Raw genomic sequence first — 22114 nt, 5'->3', positions numbered from 1 at the left:
CACCGCCTCTTGCCCCACGTGAGGTTTGTCCTGGTCACCCGCCGGAACCCGCCCGGCCACCCGTCCGACTACCTAGGGCTGCGACCGCCTTTCGCGACACCACCCCACCGGAATTGCCGTATCCCTCGCCGGAATTCCCGTACCGCGCCGGGAACTCCTCCCCCCTTTCACCCGACCTCTGAGTGAAGCGTGCGCACGACCGGTCCCGGGCGTCCGCGCGGACAGTCGCCGATCGCCGAGGAGTTCGGTCCATGTGTGGCATCACCGGATGGATTTCATACCGCGAAGTCCCCCGAGCCCCCCACGCCCAGGCCTCCGTCATCGAGCGGATGACCTCCGCGCTGGCCCGCCGCGGCCCCGACGCCTCGGGCACCTGGTGCGGCCCGTACGCCGCGCTCGGGCACCGGCGCCTGGCCGTCCTGGACCCGGAAGGCGGTACGCAGCCCATGACCGCGCCCGCCACCTCACCCTCACCCGCACCCGCACCGCACCGACCGCCGCACGCCGTCCTCACCTACAGCGGCGAGATCTACAACCACCACACCCTGCGGGCCGAACTCCGGGCGCGCGGCCACCGCTTCGCGACCCGCAGCGACACCGAAGTCGTCCTGCGGGCCTACCTGGAGTGGGGCGACAGCCTCACGGAGCACCTGGAAGGCATGTACGCCTTTGCCGTCTGGGACACCCATCGGGAGCGGCTTCTCCTGGTACGCGACCGGCTGGGCGTCAAACCGCTGTTCTTCACCGAGGTCCCGGGCGGTCTGGTCTTCGGTTCCGAGCCCAAGGCCCTGTTCGCGCACCCCGCGTGCCGGCCGCGCGTCGACGCGCGGGGGATGCGGGAGGCGTACGGCCTGCTCTTCGGCACCGGGGAGACGCTCTGGTCGGGCGTACGGGAGGTACAGCCCGGCGGCGTGGCCGTCTTCGACCGGAGCGGTCTGACCGAGCGCGTCCACTGGCGTCTCGAAGCCCGCCCGCATCCGGACCGCGGGACCGCCGCGACGGTGGACACCGTCCGCTTCCATGTGGAGCGGGCCGCCCGTGCCCAGCTGGAGGCGGACGTCCCCCTCTGCACGCTGCTCTCCGGCGGTCTCGACTCCACCGTGCTGACCGCGTTGCTGGCGGACGAACTGCGCGTACGGGAGGGGCCGGCGGCCCGGCTCCGTTCGTACGCGGTCGACTACAGCGACCAAGCGGAACGTTTCACCGGCGATGTCCTGCGCACCGGCCACGACACCCCGTACGCCGCCGAGGCCGCCGCCTTCATCGGCACCGACCACCGCCTCGTCGTCCTCGACCCACGGGAATTGCTGGACCCGGCACACCGCGCGGCCGTGGTGGCGGCCCGCGACTCGCCCATCGGCGTCGGCGACATGGACACCTCCCTGTACCTCCTCTTCGGCGAGATGGCCCGGCACTCGACGGTCGCGCTGTCCGGCGAGGCGGCCGACGAGGTCTTCGGCGGCTATCCCTGGTTCCGCAGCCCCGCCGCGCGGGACGCCGACACCTTCCCCTGGCTGCTGGTGACCGGCGACGAGGCCGCCATGCCGCTGCACCCGGCGCTCGCGGACACCCTGCGCATCGGCGAGTTCCGGGCCGACACGTACCGGTCGGCGCTGGCCGCCGTCCCGCACCTGGACGGCGAGACACCCGCACAGCACCGCCGGCGCGAACTCCAGCACCTGTCCCTGACCCGCTGGCTGCGCCAGCTGCTGCACCGCAAGGACCGGCTCAGCATGGCGCGCGGACTGGAGGTACGGGTGCCGTACTGCGATCACCGCCTCGTCGAGTACGCCTTCAACGCCCCGGTCGCGCTCCAGGACTTCGACGGGCGGGAGAAGAGCCTGCTGCGTGCCGCGGGCGCCCGCCTCGCCCCGCACTCCGTACTCCACCGCCCCAAGAACCACTACCCGGCCACCCACCACCCGGCGTACAACCGCGGCCTCCAGGACATGGCCCGCGACGCGCTCGCGACCGGTCAGGGCCGCGTCCGCGACCTGGTGGACGAGGGCGTCGTCAAAGCCCTCCTCGACACCCCGCCCGAACACCTCCAGTGGGGTCACCGCCTGCGCCTGGAACGCGTCGTCGACCTGTCGCTGTGGCTGGAGGAGTACCGCCCGGAGCTGGCCTTCTGATCCCCTCGCGCACCTACGAGCCCGCGCACACCCTCGGCGCACACCCTCGGCGTACGCCTCCCCCGACCGGCCCACCCCTGAGGAGCACCCGCCCCATGCCCGTTCCCGAACCCGAACCGCTCCCCCTCTACGGAGAGAGCTACAAGCGTGACCCGTACCCCCTCTACACCGCACTGCGCGAGCGCGGCCCGGTCCACCGCGTCCGGTTCCCGAGCGGTGTGTGCGCCTGGCTCGTGACCGGCTACGAAGCCGCCCACCGGGCGCTGAACGACCCCCGGCTCGGCAAGCACCACTCCCGGGGCAACGCGGCCTGGCGCGCCCGGGCCTCGATCATGCCGGAGCCGCAGCACTCCCAGCTCCAGGTGCACCTGCTGCACCAGGACCCGCCCCGGCACACCGCCCTCCGCCGACTGGTCACCGACGCCTTCGCGCCCCGGCGCGTCGCGGAACTCCGCCCGCGTCTCCAGGCCCTGGCGGAAGCGCTGCTGGACGAGCTGCCGCCGACCGGGCACCCGGAGTGCGGCGGCACCACCGATCTCGTCGCGTCGTTCGCCGCCCGTTTCCCCTTTCTCGTACTCGCCGAGGTCATCGGCCTGCCCGACGAGTTCACCAGGCGCTTCGACCAGGACTGGGGCAAGGTCGTCCAGCCCGTCGGTCCGACGGATCCCGGCCGCCAGGCCTACGAGGCGAGACTGCGCGGCCTACAGGGTTACATCGCTGACCTGGTACGCCACAAGCGGCGGGAACGCGGCACCGACCTGCTCTCCCGTCTCGTCACCGCCCACGACGACGGGGCCTTGGACGGCGCGGAACTGGACTCCATGATCTTCCAACTCCTCGTCGCCGGACAGGAACCCGTCACCCACCAGATCACGACGGCCCTGACCGCCCTGCTGCGCCACCCGCACCACCTCGCCGCGCTCCGCGACGACCCCGCGCTCCTCCCCCGCGCCGTCGAGGAACTGCTCCGCTACGACAGTGCCTTCGAGCTGACGACCTGGCGCTTCCTCGCCGAGGACGCGGACGTGTCCGGCACCCGGATCCCGGCCGGCGACTCCGTGATCGTCTCGCTGTGCGCGGCCAATCGCGACCCCGCCCGCTTCCCCACACCCGACACCCTGGACCTCGGCCGGTCCCCCAACCCCCACCTCGCCTTCGGCCACGGCATCCACTTCTGCCCGGGCGCCACCCTGGCGCGTACCGAACTGCACATCGCCCTGGAGACGCTGCTCCGCCGCCTGCCGGGACTTCGCCTGGCCGTACCGGACAGCGAGCTGAACTGGATACCGGCGGTGCTCGCGCGGGGAGTCGCGGAGCTTCCGGTGGTGTACGGCGCCTCTCGCGGCGAGTGGCCCGAAGTAGAGCGTTCCCCGGCCGCGAGCTCCGGTGCTGCGCCCGGTTGCCCCTTCGGCGCCACCGACGCCCCCGCCGCCATCACCCCCGCTCCCGTACCCGCCCCCGGAGAGGGCCGATGACCAGCACAGCGGCCGCCATCCTCAGCACCCTCCTCCCCCACCACCGCACCCCGGAGGCAACGGCTCCCGCCGAAGCAGCCACCCCCACCCACTTCCCGCACCAACTACGCCATCTGGAAACCCTGGTAGCGGGCCGCCACCCGATCCGCTTCACCCTCCCCGGCTTCCCTTGCAAGTCCCCCAACCCCGCCAAGGTCGTCGGCCGGCTCCCCGACGAGGGTGAACGTCTCGCCCTGCGCTTCCTGGACCGGCTGTGCGCCCGGATCGGGGAGCTGTACGCGCCGGGCGCGCGGCTCGTCATCTGCTCCGACGGGCACCTCTTCAGCGATCTGATCGGCGTCCCGGACCCGCACGTCGACGCGTACAACGACGCGCTGCGCGCCATGATCCGTACGGCCGGACTGTCCCACCTCACCACCTTCGACCTCCGGGACGTTTACGGGGACCGGCCCTGCGACGCCAAACGCGCCGAGGCGCACCGCCGGTACGCGCCCTCCCTGGACTCCCTGCGCGCCGAGACCCGGAACGCGGCCGCCCACGGCGGCGAAACGCTTCGCCTCTACCGCGGCGTCACCCGCTTCCTGTTCGAGGACACCACCGGCTTCGAGGGCACCCGCTCCGCCCTGCAACGCGCCTGCCGCACCCGTGCCTACGGAGTCGTCCAGCGCAGCCGCGCCTGGGGCGCGCTGATCGCCGAGCACCATCCGGACGCCCTCCGGCTGTCCATCCATCCGCAGCCGCCCGGTACGGCGAAGTTCGGCATCCGGCTGCTCGACGCGCCCGACGTGTGGATGACGCCGTGGCACGCCTGCGTGCTGCGCGACGCGGACGGAGGCGGCGTACGGCTGATGCGCGCGGCGGACGCGGCGCGGCTCGGGCGGCTCGTCCACCGGGACGGCCGCCCGAGCCATTACGTGCGGGACGTGCACGAGGCCGGGCGGCCGGCACCGGCGCGGACGGCGACCCCGACTCAGCTCTCCTGACCCGCGACCGCGCCTGGAACGGGCGCTGAGACTGCGGTCGGGGCTGCGGTCGGGGCTGCGGTTGGGACTGCGGTTGGGTTCGCGGTTGGGATCGCGGTTGGGTTGGCGACTTCACGCTGATCGACGGCGATCAGCGGGCCCCCCGTCAACGGATGCTCGACCACCACCGCCCGCACTCCGAACACTTCGGCCAGCAGCTCCGGCGTCAGCACCTCGCGCGGCGCGCCGGACGCCACCACCGTCCCTTCGGAGAGCACATGGAGCCGGTCGCAGACCGAGGCCGCCGCGTTCAGGTCGTGCAGGGAGACGAGCGTCGTACAGGCCCGTCCGCGCAGCAGGTTCAGCAGCTCGACCTGGTGCCGTACGTCCAGGTGGTTCGTCGGTTCGTCCAGGACGAGAACGTCCGGTGCCTGGGCGAAGGCACGGGCGAGCAGGGCCCGTTGCCGCTCCCCGCCGGAGAGCGCAGAGAACCGCCGCCCGCCGTACTCCGCCAGCCCCACGTCGGCCAGGGCACGGGCCACCGTCTCCCGGTCGTCGCGGTCGTCGCCCGCGAACGCCCGCTTGTACGGGGTGCGGCCCATCGCCACCACCTCGTGGACGGTGAGTTCGAAGTCACCGCCGCGTTCCTGGGGCAGGGCGGCGATGTGCCGGGCGGTGCGCGACGGCGGCATGGCCCGGATGTCCTCCCCGGCGAGCAGCACCCGGCCCGCTTCGGGGTTCAGGTGCCGGTAGACCGTACGCAGCACCGTGGACTTGCCGCTGCCGTTCGGACCGACCACGCCCGCGATCTCGCCCGGCGCGGCCATCAGCCGCACCCCGGCCACCACGCACCGGCCGGCGTACGACACCCGCAGATCCTCGATGTCGATCCGCATGCCGTGGCCCGTGACGGCTTCCGTACGTCCTCCTCCACCGGCCATGCCGGCACTCCTCCCCGCCCTCATGCGCCCGCTCCCGATCCCGACGCCGGTCCCGATCCGGCTCACGTTCTCGACCCCGCTCCCACTCCCGCTCCCAGGCGCCGGTCCAGCACGTACAGCAGTACCGGCGCGCCGATCAGCGCCGTGACCACGCCCACCGGCAGTTCCTGGCCGTCCAAGGCCGTACGGCACACGATGTCCACCACGACCAGCAGGAGCGCCCCGGTCAGCGCGGCCAGCGGCAGCAGCCTGCGGTGGTCGCCCCCGACGATCAGCCGGCACAGGTGCGGCACCATCAGCCCCACGAAGGCGACCGCCCCGGACACCGACACCAGGACGCCGGTGAGCAGGCTGGTCACCACGAACAGCACCCGGCGCAGCCGCACGACGTCCACGCCGACGCTCGCCGCCGTCTCGTCCCCCATCGTCAGCGCGTTCAGCGCACGGGCCCGCGCCTGGAGGACCAGCAGCCCGGCCGGTACGGTGACGGCCGGCAGCAGGAGCGTGCCCCACGTGGCGCCGCCCAGGCTGCCCATCAGCCAGAACAGCACGCCGCGCGTCTGCTGCTCGTCCCCGGCCTGCAGTACGAGGTAACTGGTGAACCCGGCCAGGAACTGCCCGATGCCGACCCCGGCCAGCACCAGCCGCAGCGGCGCGAAGCCGCCGCCCCGGCGGGCCAGCGTCCACACCAGCGCGAACGAGGCGAGCGCCCCGGCGAAGGCGGCCAGCGACAGCCCCACACCTCCGCCCAGCCCGAACGTCCCGTCCCCGCCGAACAATCCGTCCGTCCCCGCCACGGTGCCCGCGCCCAGCACGATCGCGGCCACCGCGCCCAGCGAAGCGCCGTTCGAGATGCCCAGCAGGTACGGGTCCGCCAGCGGGTTGCGCACCAGCGCCTGGGTGGCCGTACCGACGAGCCCGAGACCCGCGCCGACCAGCGCGGCGAGCAGCGCCCTCGGAACGCGCAGCTGCCAGACGATCAGATCGTCCGTACCCGGCCGGGGTGGCTCGCCTCCCAGTCGCCGGAGCACCACCGACCACACCTCGGCCGGGGCGATGCCGGTAGCACCGAGTGCGACGGCCGCGGTCAGCGCGACGAACAGGGCGACCAGCAGCCCGAGAGCGAGCCAGACGGTACGGGCCTGACCGGCTGCCCTTCCCTCAGCTCCGCCAGCCTGGCCGGCGTCCCTCCCCCCAGCTCCGCCAGCCTGACCGGTATCCCTACCCTCAGCTCCGCCAGCCCGCCCGACACCCTGCCCTGGAGCCTGCTCGACGGCCTGCCCAGGAAGCTGCTCGACGGCCTGCCCAGGAGCCTGCTCGACGGCCTCTCGCCTCTCAGTCGGCGATGCCATCAGTGGTTCGCCCCGGGACCGGACCCGGCCAGCCGATCCGGGTAGAGCGTCGCAGCGATCCGCCGCACCGTATCGGCATTGCCCACCCCGGCGATGGTCGTCTGCTCCGAGCCGATGCGCAGGAATTTCCCTTCCCGCACCGCGCGCAGTCCCGCCGTGGCCGGGAATTCCCTGAGGAACTTCGCGGCCTCGTCGAATGCCTTGTCGGTGGCCGCGGCACTTCCCCGGTTCCGTACGCCGAGCTGGATCCAGTCCGGGTCCTTCGCGACCACGTCCTCCCACGACACCGGCCGGAAATCGCTCGCGCAGTCCGCGAAGACGTTCCGCGCCCCGGCCTCGGTCAGCACCGCGTTGGCCACCTGCCGGTTGCAGACCGCGACGGGCTGTTTCGTCCCCGCGTCGAAGTCGAAGAAGAAATACGACGGCCGCTTCGCCACAGGCACGTCAGCGAGAGCCGTACGTACCGAAGAAACCTTCTTCTCCATCTCCGCCACCAGTTGCACCGCACGTCGCGAGGTACCCGTGAGCTGTCCGAGCCGCCGGATGTCGCCTTCCACGGCGGACAGGTCCTGCTGCGGCACCTTCTTGCGCGGCGCACAGGCCGTGGAAGCCAGATAGACGTGCTTGATGCCCGCCGCGGCGAATTCCTCCTCGGTCGGACCGGCCGCAGCGCCCCCCATGGCGCCCATGGAAGCGAACGTGTCGATATAGACATCAGCTCCGGAACCGAGCAGCTTCTCCTTCGGAATCACCGTCTTTCCCAGCACCGGGACGCGCTGCGCCCGGGCGTCGAGTTCGGGCGGCAACGCACCCTTACCCGGCGGGAATCCGGTACCGACGACCCGGTCGCCCGCTCCCAGCCGGAGCAGCATTTCCAGGCTCGCCGCATTGCTCGTGACAATCTTTCGCGGCGCCTCGGAAAGCGTCGTCCGCCGCCCGTCGCAATCGGTGACCGTGACGGGAAAGCCCCCGGCTCCGCCGCCCTGCCCGTCCGCGGCCCCCGTCGCCGTACGCCCGTCGGCACTGCCGCAACCGGTGGCCAGCGCGGCCACCGCGAGCGCCCCCGCCACCCCCACTACCGCCGCCATCGACCGGCTCCCGGCCACCGGCCCCACCAGATTCGTCCGAGGACGCATACGTCCGCTCTCCCTGCCACTCGACGCCCGACGGCCCGCACGTGCGGGCCCGGGACCAGGTAGTCGAGCGGGCGGCGCCCCGGGTTCCCGCCGCATTCGTCCGATGACCACACCGCGGCCGGGCGTTAGAGTGTCCGGGCCGTGGTGTCGGGAAGACCGGTGAAGACCGTCAGGTCCAGACCGGAGCGGCCCTCGCCACTGTGATCGGGAAGTTCCCGCCCCGTTCCGTACGCGCCCCGCGCCCGTACGGAGCCACTGGCCGCAGCCCGCGGCCGGGAAGGCAGGGGCGGGCGCGCACACCCGTCAGCCAGGAGACCGGCCACGGCATCTCACGAACTGATCCACGAGGTGCTGGAGCGTGACCACCGGATGCCCCCGTCCGCCAATTCCCCGTCTTCTTCCCCGTCTCCTTCCCCCTCCCCCACCCCCTCGCCGTCCCCGCCTGCCGCTTCCACCCCCCTGCCACTGCCCGGGTTCCGCTGGCGGCGGCAGGACACCGTGCGGACCGCGGGACTGATGGCGGTCATAGCCGCCCTGCACGTCGTCGCCTTCGGTGTGCTCTTCCTGCTGGTCGTGCCGCAGCACTACACCGTGGGCTCGCAGGTCTTCGGGGTCGGTCTCGGCGTCACCGCGTACACCCTCGGTATGCGGCACGCCTTCGACGCCGACCACATCGCCGCCATCGACAACACCACCCGCAAGCTGATGGCCGACGGCAAGCGCCCGGTCTCGGTGGGCTTCTGGTTCGCGCTCGGGCACTCCAGCGTGGTCGTCGCCATGGCGGCACTGGTCGCCGGCGGCGCGCAGCTGGCCGGCACCCTGCTCGACGACGGATCGAGCGCCCACCAGGTGCTCGGCACCGTGGGCACCACGGTCTCCGGCGGCTTCCTCTACCTCATCGCCGCGCTCAACCTCGTCGCGCTGGCGGGCATCTGGCGGGTGTTCCGGGCGATGCGGCAGGGCCGGTACGACGAGACGGAGCTGGAGCAGCACCTCGACTCCCGCGGCTTCATGAATCGCGTACTGGGCCGCTTCACCCGCTCCATCACCCGGCCCGGCCAGATGTACCCGCTCGGCCTGCTCTTCGGCCTCGGCTTCGACACCGCGACCGAGGTGACGCTGATGGTGATGGCGGGCAGCGGCGCGGCGGCCGGTCTGCCCTGGTACGCGATCCTGGTGCTGCCGCTGCTGTTCGCGGCGGGGATGAGCCTGTTCGACACGCTGGACGGTACGTTCATGAACTTCGCGTACCAGTGGGCGTTCTCGAACCCGGTGCGCAAGGTCTACTACAACCTCACGATCACCGGCCTGTCGATCGCCGTCGCGTTCTTCATCGGCACCATCGAGCTGGTCACCGTCCTGCACGACAAGCTGGACCTCAAGGACGGCGTCACCGACTGGATCTCGTCCATCGACCTGGACAACGTCGGCTTCATCATCGTCGGCCTGTTCGTGGTGGTCTGGGCGGCGGCGCTGGCGTACTGGCGGCTGGCCGGAGTGGAGAAGCGCTGGTCGGCACGGGCGACGGAGGCGGCCCGAGAGACCGCCTGACCACTGCCTGAACCCTCTGTCCCCGGCGCCACCGCCTCCCGGCCCGAGTCTCCGCCGACGGAAGCAGGCCACCACCCCGCCCCGCCCTACCCGCGGGTCAGCGTGGCGGCCTGCTCCCCACCCTGCCTTCGAATCCCGGTGGCAGCCCGCTGCACCCCACCCTCAAATCCAGGTGGCGGCCCGCTCCACCCTCACCCTCAAATCCGAATCATGGCCCGCCCAGTCCTCAGGTCACCCTCAGATCGCCCTCAGATCGCCCTCAGATCGCCCTCGGGGCGCCCTGAGGACGACATCCTCAGGACACCCTCAGGTCGCCGACCCGGCCGCCGCGCCCGTCTTCAGGTCGCCGACCCGGCCGCCGCGCCCGTCCTCAGGTCACGGCCCCAGCGCGCCAACTCGGCTTCAAGGTCGAGCGGGCGCAGCCGGTCCGGCTCGTCCGGGCCCGGCCACTCCGTACGGGGCACCCGCCACATGACCTCGAACTCGTTGCCGTCCGGATCCTTGGCGTACAGCGACTTGGACACCAGGTGGTCGGTGGCGCCGACCAGCGCGCCCCGCTCGGCCAAGTCCTTCGCCACGTCCGCCAGCTCCCCGAGGGTGCCGACCTCCCAGGCCAGGTGGTAGAGCCCCACCCGGCCGTGCTCGGGCCCCGGCGCCCCGGCGCCGACCGCGAACAGCCCGAGATCGTGATCGTTGGCGGTCCCCTCGGCACTGAGGAACGCGGCCCTCCCCGGTATCTCGGTGTCCACCCGGAACCCCAGCGCCTCCGTGTAGAAAGCCACGGCGCGCGCCACGTCCCGTACGTAGAGCACCGCGTGATTCAGCCGCCGCACTGCCACGTCAATCCCTCACCTTTCCGCTTCTCTCCACAGACACCACTCCACCCGGCTCCTTACGGCTCCACACGCCTCGGCCGGGGGTCAGTCGCGCACCAGCAGCATCACGAACGCCACGATCACGCCGAACACCAGGGCAGCCACCCCGTACGCAAGCCGGTGGTTACGCAGGACCGGGAGCAGCCGGTCGACCGCGTACCGGCCGGGACCGGTCAGCGCCAGGGCTCCCGCACCCGCCGTGAGCAGCAGCTCGTACTCGACGCCCTCGGGCGCGAAGAAGCCGCCGCCCCACTTCACCGCCAGCGCGTTCACCATCGTCCCGACGACCGCCGCGCCCGCCAGCGGCGTCAGCAGCCCGAGGACCAGCCCGAGGCCGCCCAGCGTCTCGCTGAGCCCGGCCACCACGGCCATGGCCTTGCCGGCCGGGTAGCCGCTGGCCGTGAAGAACTGTCCGGTTCCGTCCAGCCCCGGCCCGCTGAACCAGCCGAACAGCTTCTGCGCGCCGTGCGCGGCCATGATCAGCCCGACCGCGAGCCGCAGCACCAGCAGGCCGATGTCGTACGCGTGCGGAGTCGCGGCATGGCGGTCGTCGACGCCGTTGCCGTAGTCACGGAGGGGGCTGCGCAGAGGGCTGAGGGGGGAGGACATACGAACGCTCATTTCTGTCTGGTCTGTCCGGGCCGGCGGCCCAGCAAGAGGACCGGTGCCGCCCATCCAAAAAGTACTTGAAACTTCAAGTCACACGCCCGACGATACACATCACTTGAAAGTCGAACAACACCCCCACGCCCTCACCATCACTCTTCGGCCACCACCCCACACAATGCGTAACCCCCGAACCTACCCCCAACACCCCCACCACACACCCCCTCACCCCTCACCCCCACCCCTCATCCCCACCCCCTGACCGCAAGACCACTCACTCTCACTCACCCCGACACCACCCCACCCCCTCCCTTCCCCCGCCCCCTCCGGCACCTCCCGTTCCCCCCACCCATGTGTCCTTGTCCCCACCGCGCCACTCCACGAGCCCCGGCGCATCCAGATCGATATCCTCCGCATCCGGCGCCAGCCCCGCGTGCCGCAGAAACTCGGCGACATCACCCCGCCCGTGCGCCAGCCCGACAATCTGCCCGTGAACAGTGACCCGCCGCCCACCGGACGAGGAGGGCGGGTGAACGATCACCGGCGGATGCTCAGCCATGCTTTCAGCGTGCACCGGGACCGACCACCACGCATGTCGACCGCATCTCACGCACCACCTCGCCCGCCACGGGGGTACGACCCAGGGCACACCGCCCAGCAGTCCCTGACACAGAACGAGTCCCCAACCGCCGAGCAAACGGCCAAGCCACCACCCCGACATGCCGGGGCCGCCGGCGAACGCGTCAGCCAGTTCCACAACCCACGATCACGAGGCCCCCAGGCCGGGTTCGGCCCCCAGCCCACGCCATGCAAGACACGCAACGCAAGGCCGTGCGCCACATGGACCGGCTCCTCAAAGAGCCCCCGCAACCAACTAGTCAGTAACCAACCGACCAGCACCGTTGATGCCAACCCTGCACGCCGAAGACCCCTCGTCGTGATCGACGAGGGGTCTTCGCGGGGTGGGCACAACAGGATTTGAACCTGTGACATCTGCTTTGTAAGGGCATAGTGTCCGATCTTGTGTAGTAGTGAGTACTGCCAAGCCTCGGCGAGTTTCGGCGCCTGCGTGACGATCACTCGAATGCGAGTCTCAGAGAGACTGATCTAGCCTCGCCGAGTGGGCTTTGTGGACTTTTCGCGGACTCCGGCGCTGCACCTCACGACACAGACCGGAGTCCACGTTCGCCGCCCAGAGCTGCACGTACATGCTCCCGCGCCCCCTCACGCTCATGGGTGTAGACCCACGTGACGCGCCCGCCACGGTCATGGCCAAGCACCGCTTGCGCGTCCGCCTCCGGGACTCCATGCGCATGGAGCCGACTCGTCACGTCATGCCGGTAGAGACCCAGCTCCGGCCACCAGTCCGTTCGCCCCGTCTCCGGGTCCATGACTTCCCGAGCGACGCCCGACTGAATGATCGCCGCGCGCCACACGCGGCCACTCAAGTTGTTGATGTTGAGGACTGCGCCCCGCGGGCCCCGGAAGATCAGCTCCTCGACGTGCAGGTCGAAGCCATCACCGATAGGCGACCGGGACCGGACCGGCTTCCACTTCTTCCGCATGAAGGCGATGGCGCCGGCCGCCCGCGGGGTGAGCGGCACCGTCCGGAAGCCAGCCGAAGTCTTCGGCGCGGCCTGCCTGCGAAGTCGGCCCCGATCGCTGACGATGATCTCCTTGATGTGCACGATCATCTCTTCCTCGTCGAAGCAGTGCAGGCGCAGGCCGGCGTACTCCCCCGGCCGCATCCCAGTCTCGTTCGCGAAGTCGCGCAAGATGATCTGGTAGTACGGCGGCAGCGCGGCGTGGATCAGTTCGTACTGCGCGGCCGTCGGCGGTTTGAGGTCGTCGGGGTGCTTCTGTGCCCGCGTCGCCGTGACCGTCAGTGCGGCGGCTGGATTCTCCGGGATGCGTTTCCCGTCTAGGACCGCAGCCCGAAGAAGGGCGGTCAGGATTTCCTTGCACTTCTTCTGGGAGTCGTAGCCCTTCACCTCGCGGGTCAGCCACCGCTGAAGATCCATGGTCTCGATGCTGTTCAGTGGGTAGTCGCCCCACTTCGGCTCGATGTGCGCTCGCCACACGGCGAGGATGCGATTCCGCGTAGTGACGCGGCCCTGTTTCTGGCGGATCTCCCACCACTTCTCCCACCACTCGCGCAGCTTGATCTGCCCGCGCTTCGGGTCGTGGTACGTCCGGCGTCGGACGCTGGTGCGGACCTCGTCGAGGAAGTCCTCCGCCTCCGCCTTCTTCTGGAAGTTCCGTGCGCACTGCTTGCCTGCGGGGTCCCGGTACCGGGCCTGCCACGAGCCGATGCAGTCGCGGCGCGGCCGACGCTTCGGCTCCGGGTACTCCTCCAAGCACAGGGCGCAGCCGCAGGACTTCGAGCGGATCTGTCGCGGGTTGTTGGTCGCTCTACGCGCCAATGTCGATCACCTCTTCGGTGTGTCGCTGCTGCGGTATCAGCCCCAGCCCATGGAGCGGGGCGCCGCAGAAACAGCGTGCACCGAACGGCCCCTGGTCTACCCCGAGTTCGGCCAGAACGGCGCGCAGCGCCATCACGGAGCGTTCAGGTGAGAGACCGGACGGGATCGATATGACCAGTCGGTCAGAGTCCCAAGGACGAGTCGGAGCTGAGACGCGATCAACGCGCACGCACATGTGCCCTACCCCCGTTATCGCAGGCAGACGAGATCGGATGCCGTGGGGGAGGACAGCGGCCGTGTGATCGAAGGTAGCGCTCTCGGGTGGGATATGCGACTACCGCGCGCAAAGTGGCTACAGTTCAGGCACGTTGAGTAACGAACTCCATTTAGCGGAGACTCACGAACTGCCCAACTGGTTGCGCTCGGCGAGGGCACGCATCTCGATCTCCTTCATCTCCTGCTGCTCAGCGGTGAGGCTGCGGTACAGGGCGAGGATGCGGGCCTCAGCATCGTCGTCGACCGGGCCGGGTACCTTGCGGCCGGCGGCGGCGAAGATTTCACGTTCGGTGAACCGAGGGAACTCCTCCGCGAGGCGGCGGAGCTTGTCTGGGTTGGGGCCACGGCCAGTGCCGCGCGTGCCGTTCACCCACGCATTGACAGTGGCGGGAGCAACGCCGATGCGGCGCGCGATCTGCGTCTCCTTGACGTCGTACTCGTCCTTGAGTCGCTTGATCAGGTCCGCGAGGGTCTCGGGGCGTTCCTCGGTGCTCACGCCGTAAGGATGCCGCTCGCCTTCTACTTTTCGCAAGTAAAAGTAGAAGCGTGGCCGGTACCGGCGTGCTCCCGTGCGCCTCCCCGCGCAACCCCAGACTAGGACAGGCGTTCGAGCGCGGGCAATCCTCCCCGAAACTCGGCGCCGCTCCGTTGACCTAGCTAACACTCACACTGTAGAAATGTGTCAGCGGCGCACCGCAAGGAGCGCAAGACACCACACGCACCGAGGTGCCCATGTCCACACTGATCCGCAAGGGCGATGGCCAGCCACTCAGAGCCGCGATGAAGGCGGCGGGACTCTCCGGTCCCGCACTCTCCGCGGCTACGAAGCGCGTCGACCCGACCGGCCGCGGCGTCAGCCCGGCAGCGATCGGTGTCATCGCCGGACGCGGCCGTACGGCCCGCCCTCGATGTCGGCTGCGTACGGCGTGGCTCATCGCTGACGCACTGGACGCGCCGCTGCAAAGCCTCTTCGCCATGCCCACAGCATCTACTGACACAGTAGAAAGGTAAACCCCATGGCCACCAAGACCCTCGCCGCGCGCACCGCGCAGCTCGCCGAGGTCGGCCTCACCCCGCTCCTCACCCAGGCGCAGGTTGAGGCGTTCTACGGCGTCTCGGACTGGACCGTGAACCAGTGGGTCAAGCGGGGGTGCCCCGTCGAGCAGACCCCGTTCCGCGGCCGGCGCTTCGACCTGGACCGCGTGAAGGCGTGGATCTCCCAGGACGTGGCCTCCGCCGCCTCCGCCTGATCTTCCCTCGATGTGAGTCGGGGCCGCACCGGATGCAGCCCGGATGCGACCCCTCGGCTCACCTCACCCACTCACCTACCGAGAGATGAGGCTCCCCGTGAGCACACAGATTACGTCCCCGCCGGACGCTGCCGAGGCGCAGCGCCGCGGGTACACGGCCGCTCTGGCGGTCGTCGAGCAGATCATCAGCACGTGCCCGATCGTCCCGCCGTCGGTCTCGGTCACCTGCTACGACTTCGCCCCGGAGAAGCCGCGCGTGGAGGTCCACTTCACCTCGGCGGCCGGTATGGAGGCGCTGGCGCCGCTGCTCGACGCGACGATCACGACCGAACCGTTCGGACCCGACGACCCGCGCCCGTACATGATGATGCACGGGGAGCTGGCTGGTGTGCCGGTCCGGGCGTCCGCGCTGCTGGACGCTCCGGCGGAAGCGGCGGTGACGCCGTGAAGGACACGAAGGCGATCAACGCCCTGGCGCTCGTGATCAACGAGGCCATGAAGTGCAAGCAGACCCCGGCGGGTATCGCGCTCGCGATCATCTCGTCGCAGGCGTGGAACGCCCTCGCGCGGCAGTGCTCGGGCCAGGTCCTGTTGGACTCGGTGTGGGGCGAGTCGACGCGGGCTGTGCCGCTGTCGGTGCAGGAGCGTGGTCTGATCTCAGAGGAGATCAACGACGACGCCACGCCGGAAGCGCGGCTGCGGCAGCTGTGCCGTGTCCTGCTGGCCGACTCCGGGTTCCGCCGCAACGAAGTCCACCGGCTTCGGGTTCAGGTCGCCGAGGTGAAGGCGTCGCGCGCCCGCTACCGCACCGCGTGGAGGGTCGCCCGCGCCCGGGCCCGCGCGGCGCTCGGTGACCCCGAGCCTGCCCATGAGGTGCCGCCGGAGCCGAACGCCTGCGCCCGGTGCGACATCCCCCGCCGCCTGCACGGTCGGCGGTACACGGAGCAGGGCGGGCACACCTGGGTGCGGCCATCCGACGAGCAGGTTCTTGCCCGTACGAAGGCGCGTGACGCCGACCGCCGAGGGGGTGTCGGCCGTGGCTGAGACGACGCCCGTTGACGGGCCGTTCTGGATCTCCGTCGAGCGCACGCCCACCGGCGTCGCGCTGGACGTGCGCCACTTCGTCGAGGCACTGCTCGTCGAGCTGTTCACCGAGCACGCCGACGCGGTCGCGGACATCCTCGCCGAGCAGGCCGAGGCGCGGCCGTACGACGGTCACCGTGCCGAGGCGCTGCTCGTCGAGCGTCTGCTCGCCGAGGTGTCGACGCGGCTGCCGGTGTACGGGCGGCAGTGTGTGGCGCTGGCGGACAGCATCCGGGCTGCGGCCGGTCTGCGAGGTGCGGCATGAGCGCCCGCGACTTGATCCGCCGGTACGTGTCCCTGCTCGGGGACTCGTGGACGCCGCGCGCGACGACGGACGCGCGGGTGGAGCAGGTGTACGCCGCCGTTCGCGCTGAGGTGCTGCGAGAGGAGGCGCGACGCCTGCGCCGACTGGCCGACGAGATGTCCGAGGTCGGCCGCGCGCGGCAGGCCGAGGGCCTGTACCGCGCCGCCCTGGTGCTGGAGGAGCGCGCCGACGAGGCCGGGAAGGACACCCGCAAGGGCGAGTCCACCCGCGCCACGTCGCCGTGGCAGCGCGCCGTCGACGGCCTCAACGCCCTCACCGACGCCGAGGTCGACTTCCACATCGAGCCGGACGGCCACATCGCCAACCCCTCCGGGGACGAGCACATCGAGTGGGACCGGAAGGCCCAGCGGTGGCGGCTCGTGCACGACGACGAGGACGGGTCCGCCCCCGACCCTGGCATGACGGCCGCCGAGCTGGCTGCCGCCGGGCCCGGCGCGTACCAGTGCCGGTGTGGTCACGGGAGCAACGTGCACGGGCCGTTCTGCTTCGCGCAGGGCTGCCAGTGCGGCAGCTTCACTCACCGCTCGAAGGGCGGTGACGCGGATGTCTGAGACCGCGCAGGCCGGGGCCACCACGGCCCCGGCCGCCGGTCGGCGGATCACCCCCACCGGCCGCCTCATCCTCTCCGCCGACGCCGACCGCACCACATGGCTCACCGCTCGCCGCTCCGGCCTCGGCTCCGCCGACATCGCCGCCATCCTCGGCATCTCCCGCTACGGCAACGCGCTCAGCGTCTACCACGACAAGACGGGCGGCCTGCCGCTGGAGAGCGACGACTCCGAACCCGCCCTCTGGGGCCGGATCGACGAGGAAGGCGTCGCCCGCGAGTGGGCCCGCCGCAATCGCAGCGTGGTCCGCCGCGTCGGCCTCGTCGCCAACATCGACCGCCCGTGGCAGATGTGCACCCTCGACCGCCGTGTCCTCGAATGCCCCCTCGCCGACGGACGCGAGCGGTGCGCCGTCGAGATCAAGTGCCGCGACAAGATGAAGGCTGGGCAGTTCCGCAAGGGCGTCGCGGACGACGTGCTCGCCCAAGTCCTGTGGCAGGCCGACACCTGCGGGTTCGACCACATCCACGTGGCCGTACGCCTCGGCGGCAACGAGTTCAGACAGTTCGTCGTGCGCACCGCCGACCACGCGGACCTGATCGACGACCTGCGCGCCGCCGGCGCCCGCGCCTGGGAGCAGATCCAGACCCGGCGCCCGCCGGTCCTCGCCGACGATGCCGACCCCGATGTCCTGCTCGACCTGTACGACCGGCTGCACCCGGACCGCTCCGGCGCGATCGACATCACCCGCGATGTCGACACGCAGGACGCGGTCGCGGACTACCTCGACGCGCACAACGACGAGCGGGAGGCGGCGGGCCGGAAGAAGGCGGCCAAGGCCCGCATCGTCGGCGCGCTCGGCGACGCCGCCGAAGCGATCGTCCTGGACCGCACCTTCGTCCGCCTCGACGAGACCAGCCGTGAGCACTGCGACACCCGCCGTCTCGCCGAGCGCTGGCCCGAGGCGTACGCCGACTGCGTCGAGGACCGCGTCAGCCGCCGCCTGACCATCCCCCGCGTGATCCGTGAGGAGCACAACGCATGACCACCTTGCAGGAGCGCGCAGCGGCTGCAGCCGGCCGCGCCACCGACGCCCCGTCGGGCCCGTCCGACGACGCGTCGTCGACGCCCGTCGAGACGTACGTCCCGGCGCCGGACCCGATGGCCGACTACGAGCCGGGCGACGGCGACCCGGAGATGGTGCCCGTGCACATCGCGTGGCTCCGCGTCCGCCGCGAAGTCCGCGCCATCGCCAAGAAGGAGCAGTACAACGGCGGCGGCACCCGCTTCAACTTCCGCGGCGTCGACACCGTCGTCAACACCTTCGGGCCCGTGACGCTGCGGCACGGCATCAGCGTCTTCCCCGTCGACATCGACGCCGAGCACCGCGACACCACCTCGGCCAAGGGCAGCAAGATGCGCGAGTGCACCGTGACCGTGTCGTGGATGGTCATGGGCCCGAAGGGCGACACGCTGCCGGCCCTGCTGAAGACCCGCGGTGAGGCGCTGGACTCCGCGGACAAGGGCACCGCCAAGGCGCAGAGCGTCGCGCTACGCGTGCTGCTCCTCACCGGCGGCCTCACGCCCACCCATGACGCGGACCCCGACGCCTCGTACGTCGAGCGGGGCGAGGCACCGCCGCGTACGGCCGCCTCGTACCGGGACGAAATTTTGGAACCGGGCACCTCCCGCCAGCGCCTCGCGCAGATCAACTACGAGATCAAGCAGGTCGGCCTGTACGACACGAAGGTCGTCAACGAGGTCGGCGAGGAGGAACCGCTCGGCTCCTTCCTGTTCCGCGTCGGCCAGGAGCGCATCCAGGGCGGTGCCGCATGAGTTGGCACCTTGGCCGCCTCGCAGGCTTCGACCTGGAGACCACCGGCCCCGACCCCGAGACCGCCCGCATCGTCACCGCCTGCGTCGTACAGTGCGGCGGCAGCCAGCCCACCCAGGCCGCCACGTGGCTGACCAACGTGGACGGGCACGAGATCCCCGACGAGGCCGCCGCGATCCACGGCGTCACCACCGAGCGGGCCCGCGCCGAGGGCGTCGCCCTGCGCGCGGCCGTCGAGCAGATCCTCGACGCCCTCGGCCAGGTGGTGCTGGCCGGCGTGCCGGTCGTCGCGATGAACGCGCGGTACGACTTCACCGTCCTCGACCGCGAGGCACGGCGGTACGGGATGAAGCCGCTCACCGATCACCTCGCCGAGACGCGGGTCGTCGACCCGTTCGTCATCGACAAGGCCGTCGACAAGTACCGCCGTGGCTCCCGCAAGTTGACCGCCCTGTGCGAGCACTACGAGGTACGCCTCGATGGCGCGCACTCCGCCGACGCCGACGCCATCGCCGCGTGCCGCGTCGCCTGGCGGCAGGGCACGCGGTACGCGCAGCTCTCCGCCATGAGCCTGGACGAGTTGCATACGGCTCAGGTGGCGTGGGCCGCCGAGCAGGCCGCGAGCCTTCAGGAGTACTTCCGCCGGAAGGACCCGGCCGCGGTCGTCGAGGGCGCGTGGCCCGTCGTCCCGCACCAGCGCGCGGGAGGCGACCAGTGATCAGCGACCTCGCCTGTCTGCTCGCCGCGGTGCCGGGCGCGCTGTTCGCCGCCGGTGTCGACCGGGTCCTCCGGCCGGCACCCGCCGCGCCGGTCCGGGCCGCGCACGCCCGCGCCGCCGCATCCCGGTTCGAGGACGTCCCGCCCGGCGCCCGGTGGCTCGCCTGCGACACCACCACGTGCGCCCACCTCACCACCCGCCACGTGCCGGACGGCGCCACCTACCGCTGCACCGGGTGCGACACGCTCAAGGGGGCGCAGTGACCAGCACTATCCGCTCCATCAGCTACGGCGGAGGCGTCCAGTCCACAGCCCTCCTCGTCCTGGCCGCACAGCGCCGGATCGACTTCCCGCTGTTCCTCATGGCCAACGTGGGCGACGACTCCGAGAACCCGGCCACCCTCCGGTACGTCGACGAGTACGCCCGCCCGTTCGCCGCCGAGCACGGCATCGAGCTGGCCGTCCTCGACCGGGTCAAGCGCACCGGCGCGGTCGAGACGCTGTGGGGGCGCCTCGTGGACCCGCGGCAGTGCGACCGCTGCAAGGGCGCAGGTGTCGTCCACTACTCGGACACCGACAACGAGGACGATGGCTTGCCGCCCGACCTCGACTCACCCAGGACATGCCCCCGCTGCCGCGGCGAAGGAAAGGTTCAATCCCGCTCTCTGCCGATCCCCGTGCGCATGTCCAACGGTGCCCCCGGCACGCGAAGCTGCACGGCCGACTTCAAGATCAAAGTAATTGCGAAGGAACTCAAGCGGCGCGGCGCTACCCCAGCGGACCCGGCCATCATCGGCATCGGCATCAGCGTGGACGAGATCCACCGCGCCAACAACCGCAAGGTTGAGCCGCACGAGCAGATCGTGTACCCGCTGCTCGAACTCGGCCTGCGTCGCACCGACTGCGCCCGCGTCATCCGCGAGGCGGGCCTGCCCGTACCGCCCAAGTCGTCGTGCTTCTTCTGCCCGTTCCACCGGCCCGAGACGTGGCACGACCAGCGACGGGAGGAGCCGGAGCTGTTCGAAAAGTCCTGCCAGCTCGAAGACCTCCTCAACAAGCGGCGCGCCACGCTCGGCAAAGACCCGGTCTATCTGACCCGGTTCGGCCGTCCGCTGCGCGAGGCGATACCGGACGGCGTGGATCTGCTGCCTGGCTTCGACGAGGCGGATGGCCTATGCGACTCCGGATGGTGCATGACATGACCGCACCGACCCTGTTCGACGCCGCCCCGGCCGCCACCACGGCGGCCGGGCCCCGGCCCCGCTACCGCGTCGCCGGACTCGACATCAGCCTCACCGGCACCGGCATCGCCACCCTCGGCGGCACCACCCGCGTACCCACCACTGGCCGCCGCCGCGACACCATCGTCCAGCGCCGCACCCGGATGCGGCACATCACCGAGACCGTCCTCACCGAGGTCGGACACGTCGACCTCGCCTGCGTCGAGGGCCCGTCGCACCACTCGGTGGGCGGCTCCGTGTGGGACCGCGGCGGCCTGTGGTGGCTGATCGTCGATGGCCTGTGCGCCCGCGACATCCCCGTCGCGGTGATCCCGCCGACCAGCCGCGCCAAGTACGCGACGGGCAAGGGCAACAGCAGGAAAGCCGTCGTCCTCGACGCCGCGCAGCGCCGGTACGGCGCCATCCTCCCGAGCGACGACGAAGCCGACGCCCTCATCCTCCGCGCCATGGGCCTGCACCACCTCGGCCAGCCGCTCGCGGAGGTGCCGGACGGGCACCGCGCGGCGCTCGCCGGGTGCCAGTGGCCCGACCTCGGACCGGCCGCATGAGCACCGCCAGCGTCCTGACGGGCGCGCTGTTCATCGACCTCGGCGAGGGCCGCGAGGACAAGGGCACCGGCCGCATCCGCTGGAGCCGCCCGCCACGCGCCCGGTACGAGTGCCTGCGCTGCGGCACCACCGAGGGCCCCGTCACCGGCGCCCGGGACGTGGCCGCGTTCGTCGCCACCATCCGCACCACCCACCCCACCCGATGCACCACCACCCACGAAGGAGCCCGCGCCGCATGATCAGCATCAAGATCGACAGCAAGGTTCTCGCCGACGTAGAGCAGGCCATCCGCCCCCACGCCAAGGCCCTGTTCGACGATCTCGGCACCACCCGCATGGCCATCGTCGAACTCGCCTCCGTCGAGCGCACCGAGCAGGGGCCCGACGAGGACAAGGACGACATCGTCAAGGTCCGCATCGTCGACATCGAGATCGCAAGCGACGAGTTCACGGACGAGAAGCTGCGCCAGCAGGCATCCGCGATGTACCGGCAGCGCAGCGCCGAGGGCACCCTCGACGAGGTCGCCTGATGGCCGGGCGCGCGGCAGCCGACGGCACCACCCGGTGCCCCGCCTGCCGCGCGCCCATCCTCCGGCAGCTCGTCGGCCACCGAGCCGCACTCACCGTCACCGCCGATCTGACGCCCCTCACCTCCGCCGAGCAGGCCGCCGCCCGCACCCCGAACCGCCTCATCTGGTGCCTCGTCCAGCGCCCCCACACGCCGCACCAGCTCCGCTGGATCGACCGCTGGCACCCCGCCGCCTGCCCCCACCCCCACGTGACCGAGCACCACTGCCCCGGCCCCGCCCGGCAGCACCCGCTGTTCTGAACCAAGGAGCA

At 71.2% G+C, this 22114-nt stretch carries 26 protein-coding genes and 1 riboswitch; of the genes, 18 read left to right on the top strand and 8 right to left on the bottom strand.

Going from position 1 to position 22114, the window contains the following annotated elements; genetic code table 11:
- Positions 1-251: 251 nt before the first annotated feature.
- The 3 genes from asnB to OEIGOIKO_RS29570 all read left to right on the top strand — a co-directional run bounded on the left by asnB (position 252) and on the right by OEIGOIKO_RS29570 (position 4590).
- Complete coding sequence (gene asnB / locus OEIGOIKO_RS29580; RefSeq protein ID WP_125056593.1) at positions 252-2132, top strand: asparagine synthase (glutamine-hydrolyzing); 1881 nt, start codon at positions 252-254, stop codon at positions 2130-2132.
- A 95-nt stretch (positions 2133-2227) separates the two neighbouring features.
- Entirely contained in the window at positions 2228-3607 is a 1380-nt protein-coding gene (locus OEIGOIKO_RS29575; RefSeq protein ID WP_125056592.1) for a cytochrome P450 family protein, read from the top strand.
- Positions 3604-4590, top strand: coding sequence for an L-tyrosine/L-tryptophan isonitrile synthase family protein (locus OEIGOIKO_RS29570; protein WP_125056591.1), 987 nt, complete (start codon positions 3604-3606; stop codon positions 4588-4590). Before OEIGOIKO_RS29575 ends, OEIGOIKO_RS29570 begins: the two co-directional genes overlap by 4 nt.
- Here OEIGOIKO_RS29570 and OEIGOIKO_RS29565 read toward each other — a convergent pair.
- The 3 genes from OEIGOIKO_RS29565 to OEIGOIKO_RS29555 form a co-directional block, all read right to left on the bottom strand.
- Positions 4578-5465, bottom strand: a complete 888-nt coding sequence (locus OEIGOIKO_RS29565; protein WP_246178156.1) for an ABC transporter ATP-binding protein — start codon at positions 5463-5465, stop codon at positions 4578-4580. The genes OEIGOIKO_RS29570 and OEIGOIKO_RS29565 overlap by 13 nt on opposite strands.
- A 107-nt stretch (positions 5466-5572) precedes the next feature.
- Positions 5573-6625 carry a FecCD family ABC transporter permease gene (locus tag OEIGOIKO_RS29560; protein ID WP_125059121.1) on the bottom strand — a complete coding sequence of 351 codons (1053 nt, stop codon included), beginning with the start codon at positions 6623-6625 and terminating at the stop codon, positions 5573-5575.
- 236 nt (positions 6626-6861) lie between these two features.
- Positions 6862-7950, bottom strand: a complete 1089-nt coding sequence (locus OEIGOIKO_RS29555; protein ID WP_125056590.1) for an ABC transporter substrate-binding protein — start codon at positions 7948-7950, stop codon at positions 6862-6864.
- A gap of 173 nt (positions 7951-8123) precedes the next feature.
- A riboswitch (cobalamin riboswitch) is annotated at positions 8124-8336 on the top strand.
- Positions 8337-8346: 10 nt separating this feature from the next.
- Between OEIGOIKO_RS29555 and nicT the strand changes: the two genes are divergently transcribed.
- On the top strand, positions 8347-9549 hold the full coding sequence (gene nicT / locus OEIGOIKO_RS29550) for a Nickel transporter NicT (protein WP_371858981.1): 1203 nt from the start codon (positions 8347-8349) through the stop codon (positions 9547-9549).
- Positions 9550-9887: 338 nt separating this feature from the next.
- Here the strand turns inward: nicT and OEIGOIKO_RS29545 are convergent, their stop codons facing one another.
- The 5 genes from OEIGOIKO_RS29545 to OEIGOIKO_RS29525 all read right to left on the bottom strand — a co-directional run bounded on the left by OEIGOIKO_RS29545 (position 9888) and on the right by OEIGOIKO_RS29525 (position 14225).
- On the bottom strand, positions 9888-10388 hold the full coding sequence (locus OEIGOIKO_RS29545) for a VOC family protein (protein WP_125056589.1): 501 nt from the start codon (positions 10386-10388) through the stop codon (positions 9888-9890).
- Between the two features lie 81 nt (positions 10389-10469).
- Positions 10470-11033, bottom strand: a complete 564-nt coding sequence (locus OEIGOIKO_RS29540) for a DoxX family protein (protein WP_174857236.1) — start codon at positions 11031-11033, stop codon at positions 10470-10472.
- A 277-nt stretch (positions 11034-11310) separates the two neighbouring features.
- A complete protein-coding gene (locus OEIGOIKO_RS43140; RefSeq protein ID WP_246177598.1) occupies positions 11311-11589 on the bottom strand; it encodes a hypothetical protein in 279 nt (92 codons plus the stop codon).
- 601 nt (positions 11590-12190) lie between these two features.
- Positions 12191-13387 (bottom strand): site-specific integrase, encoded by a 1197-nt coding sequence (locus tag OEIGOIKO_RS29530; protein ID WP_218040018.1) that lies wholly within the window; start codon positions 13385-13387, stop codon positions 12191-12193.
- A 463-nt stretch (positions 13388-13850) separates the two neighbouring features.
- Positions 13851-14225: a helix-turn-helix domain-containing protein gene (locus OEIGOIKO_RS29525; protein WP_125056587.1), complete on the bottom strand. Its 375-nt coding sequence runs from the start codon at positions 14223-14225 to the stop codon at positions 13851-13853.
- 520 nt (positions 14226-14745) lie between these two features.
- On the opposite strand from OEIGOIKO_RS29525, the gene OEIGOIKO_RS29515 reads away from it, so the two are divergent.
- The 14 genes from OEIGOIKO_RS29515 (at position 14746) to OEIGOIKO_RS29445 (ending at position 22103) form a co-directional block, all read left to right on the top strand.
- The gene (locus OEIGOIKO_RS29515) at positions 14746-14979 is read left to right on the top strand and encodes a MerR family transcriptional regulator (protein ID WP_125056585.1); all 234 of its coding nucleotides are present in this window, start codon (positions 14746-14748) and stop codon (positions 14977-14979) included.
- A 97-nt stretch (positions 14980-15076) separates the two neighbouring features.
- Entirely contained in the window at positions 15077-15427 is a 351-nt protein-coding gene (locus OEIGOIKO_RS29510; protein ID WP_125056584.1) for a hypothetical protein, read from the top strand.
- Positions 15424-16023, top strand: coding sequence for a hypothetical protein (locus OEIGOIKO_RS29505; protein WP_125056583.1), 600 nt, complete (start codon positions 15424-15426; stop codon positions 16021-16023). Before OEIGOIKO_RS29510 ends, OEIGOIKO_RS29505 begins: the two co-directional genes overlap by 4 nt.
- On the top strand, positions 16016-16327 hold the full coding sequence (locus OEIGOIKO_RS29500; protein WP_125056582.1) for a hypothetical protein: 312 nt from the start codon (positions 16016-16018) through the stop codon (positions 16325-16327). The genes OEIGOIKO_RS29505 and OEIGOIKO_RS29500 overlap by 8 nt, the downstream gene beginning before the upstream one ends.
- On the top strand, positions 16324-16938 hold the full coding sequence (locus tag OEIGOIKO_RS29495) for a hypothetical protein (protein ID WP_125056581.1): 615 nt from the start codon (positions 16324-16326) through the stop codon (positions 16936-16938). The genes OEIGOIKO_RS29500 and OEIGOIKO_RS29495 overlap by 4 nt, the downstream gene beginning before the upstream one ends.
- Positions 16931-17980, top strand: coding sequence for a YqaJ viral recombinase family nuclease (locus OEIGOIKO_RS29490; RefSeq protein WP_125056580.1), 1050 nt, complete (start codon positions 16931-16933; stop codon positions 17978-17980). Before OEIGOIKO_RS29495 ends, OEIGOIKO_RS29490 begins: the two co-directional genes overlap by 8 nt.
- The gene (locus OEIGOIKO_RS29485) at positions 17977-18771 is read left to right on the top strand and encodes an ERF family protein (protein ID WP_246177597.1); all 795 of its coding nucleotides are present in this window, start codon (positions 17977-17979) and stop codon (positions 18769-18771) included. Before OEIGOIKO_RS29490 ends, OEIGOIKO_RS29485 begins: the two co-directional genes overlap by 4 nt.
- Entirely contained in the window at positions 18768-19487 is a 720-nt protein-coding gene (locus tag OEIGOIKO_RS29480) for a 3'-5' exonuclease (protein ID WP_125056579.1), read from the top strand. Before OEIGOIKO_RS29485 ends, OEIGOIKO_RS29480 begins: the two co-directional genes overlap by 4 nt.
- A complete protein-coding gene (locus tag OEIGOIKO_RS29475) occupies positions 19484-19750 on the top strand; it encodes a hypothetical protein (RefSeq protein ID WP_125056578.1) in 267 nt (88 codons plus the stop codon). The genes OEIGOIKO_RS29480 and OEIGOIKO_RS29475 overlap by 4 nt, the downstream gene beginning before the upstream one ends.
- The gene (locus tag OEIGOIKO_RS43130; RefSeq protein WP_246177595.1) at positions 19747-20688 is read left to right on the top strand and encodes a DnaJ-like cysteine-rich domain-containing protein; all 942 of its coding nucleotides are present in this window, start codon (positions 19747-19749) and stop codon (positions 20686-20688) included. The genes OEIGOIKO_RS29475 and OEIGOIKO_RS43130 overlap by 4 nt, the downstream gene beginning before the upstream one ends.
- On the top strand, positions 20685-21275 hold the full coding sequence (locus OEIGOIKO_RS29460) for a hypothetical protein (protein ID WP_246177594.1): 591 nt from the start codon (positions 20685-20687) through the stop codon (positions 21273-21275). The genes OEIGOIKO_RS43130 and OEIGOIKO_RS29460 overlap by 4 nt, the downstream gene beginning before the upstream one ends.
- Positions 21272-21514 (top strand): hypothetical protein, encoded by a 243-nt coding sequence (locus OEIGOIKO_RS29455; protein ID WP_125056577.1) that lies wholly within the window; start codon positions 21272-21274, stop codon positions 21512-21514. The genes OEIGOIKO_RS29460 and OEIGOIKO_RS29455 overlap by 4 nt, the downstream gene beginning before the upstream one ends.
- Positions 21511-21804, top strand: coding sequence for a hypothetical protein (locus tag OEIGOIKO_RS29450; RefSeq protein ID WP_174857235.1), 294 nt, complete (start codon positions 21511-21513; stop codon positions 21802-21804). Before OEIGOIKO_RS29455 ends, OEIGOIKO_RS29450 begins: the two co-directional genes overlap by 4 nt.
- Entirely contained in the window at positions 21804-22103 is a 300-nt protein-coding gene (locus OEIGOIKO_RS29445; protein WP_125056575.1) for a hypothetical protein, read from the top strand. The genes OEIGOIKO_RS29450 and OEIGOIKO_RS29445 overlap by 1 nt, the downstream gene beginning before the upstream one ends.
- Positions 22104-22114 lie beyond the last annotated feature (11 nt).

The sequence above is a fragment of the Streptomyces paromomycinus genome (genome assembly GCF_003865155.1).
GTDB lineage: Bacteria > Actinomycetota > Actinomycetes > Streptomycetales > Streptomycetaceae > Streptomyces > Streptomyces chrestomyceticus.
Note: the sequence above shows the minus strand (reverse complement) of the source record. Positions and strands in the feature narration are given on the sequence as shown.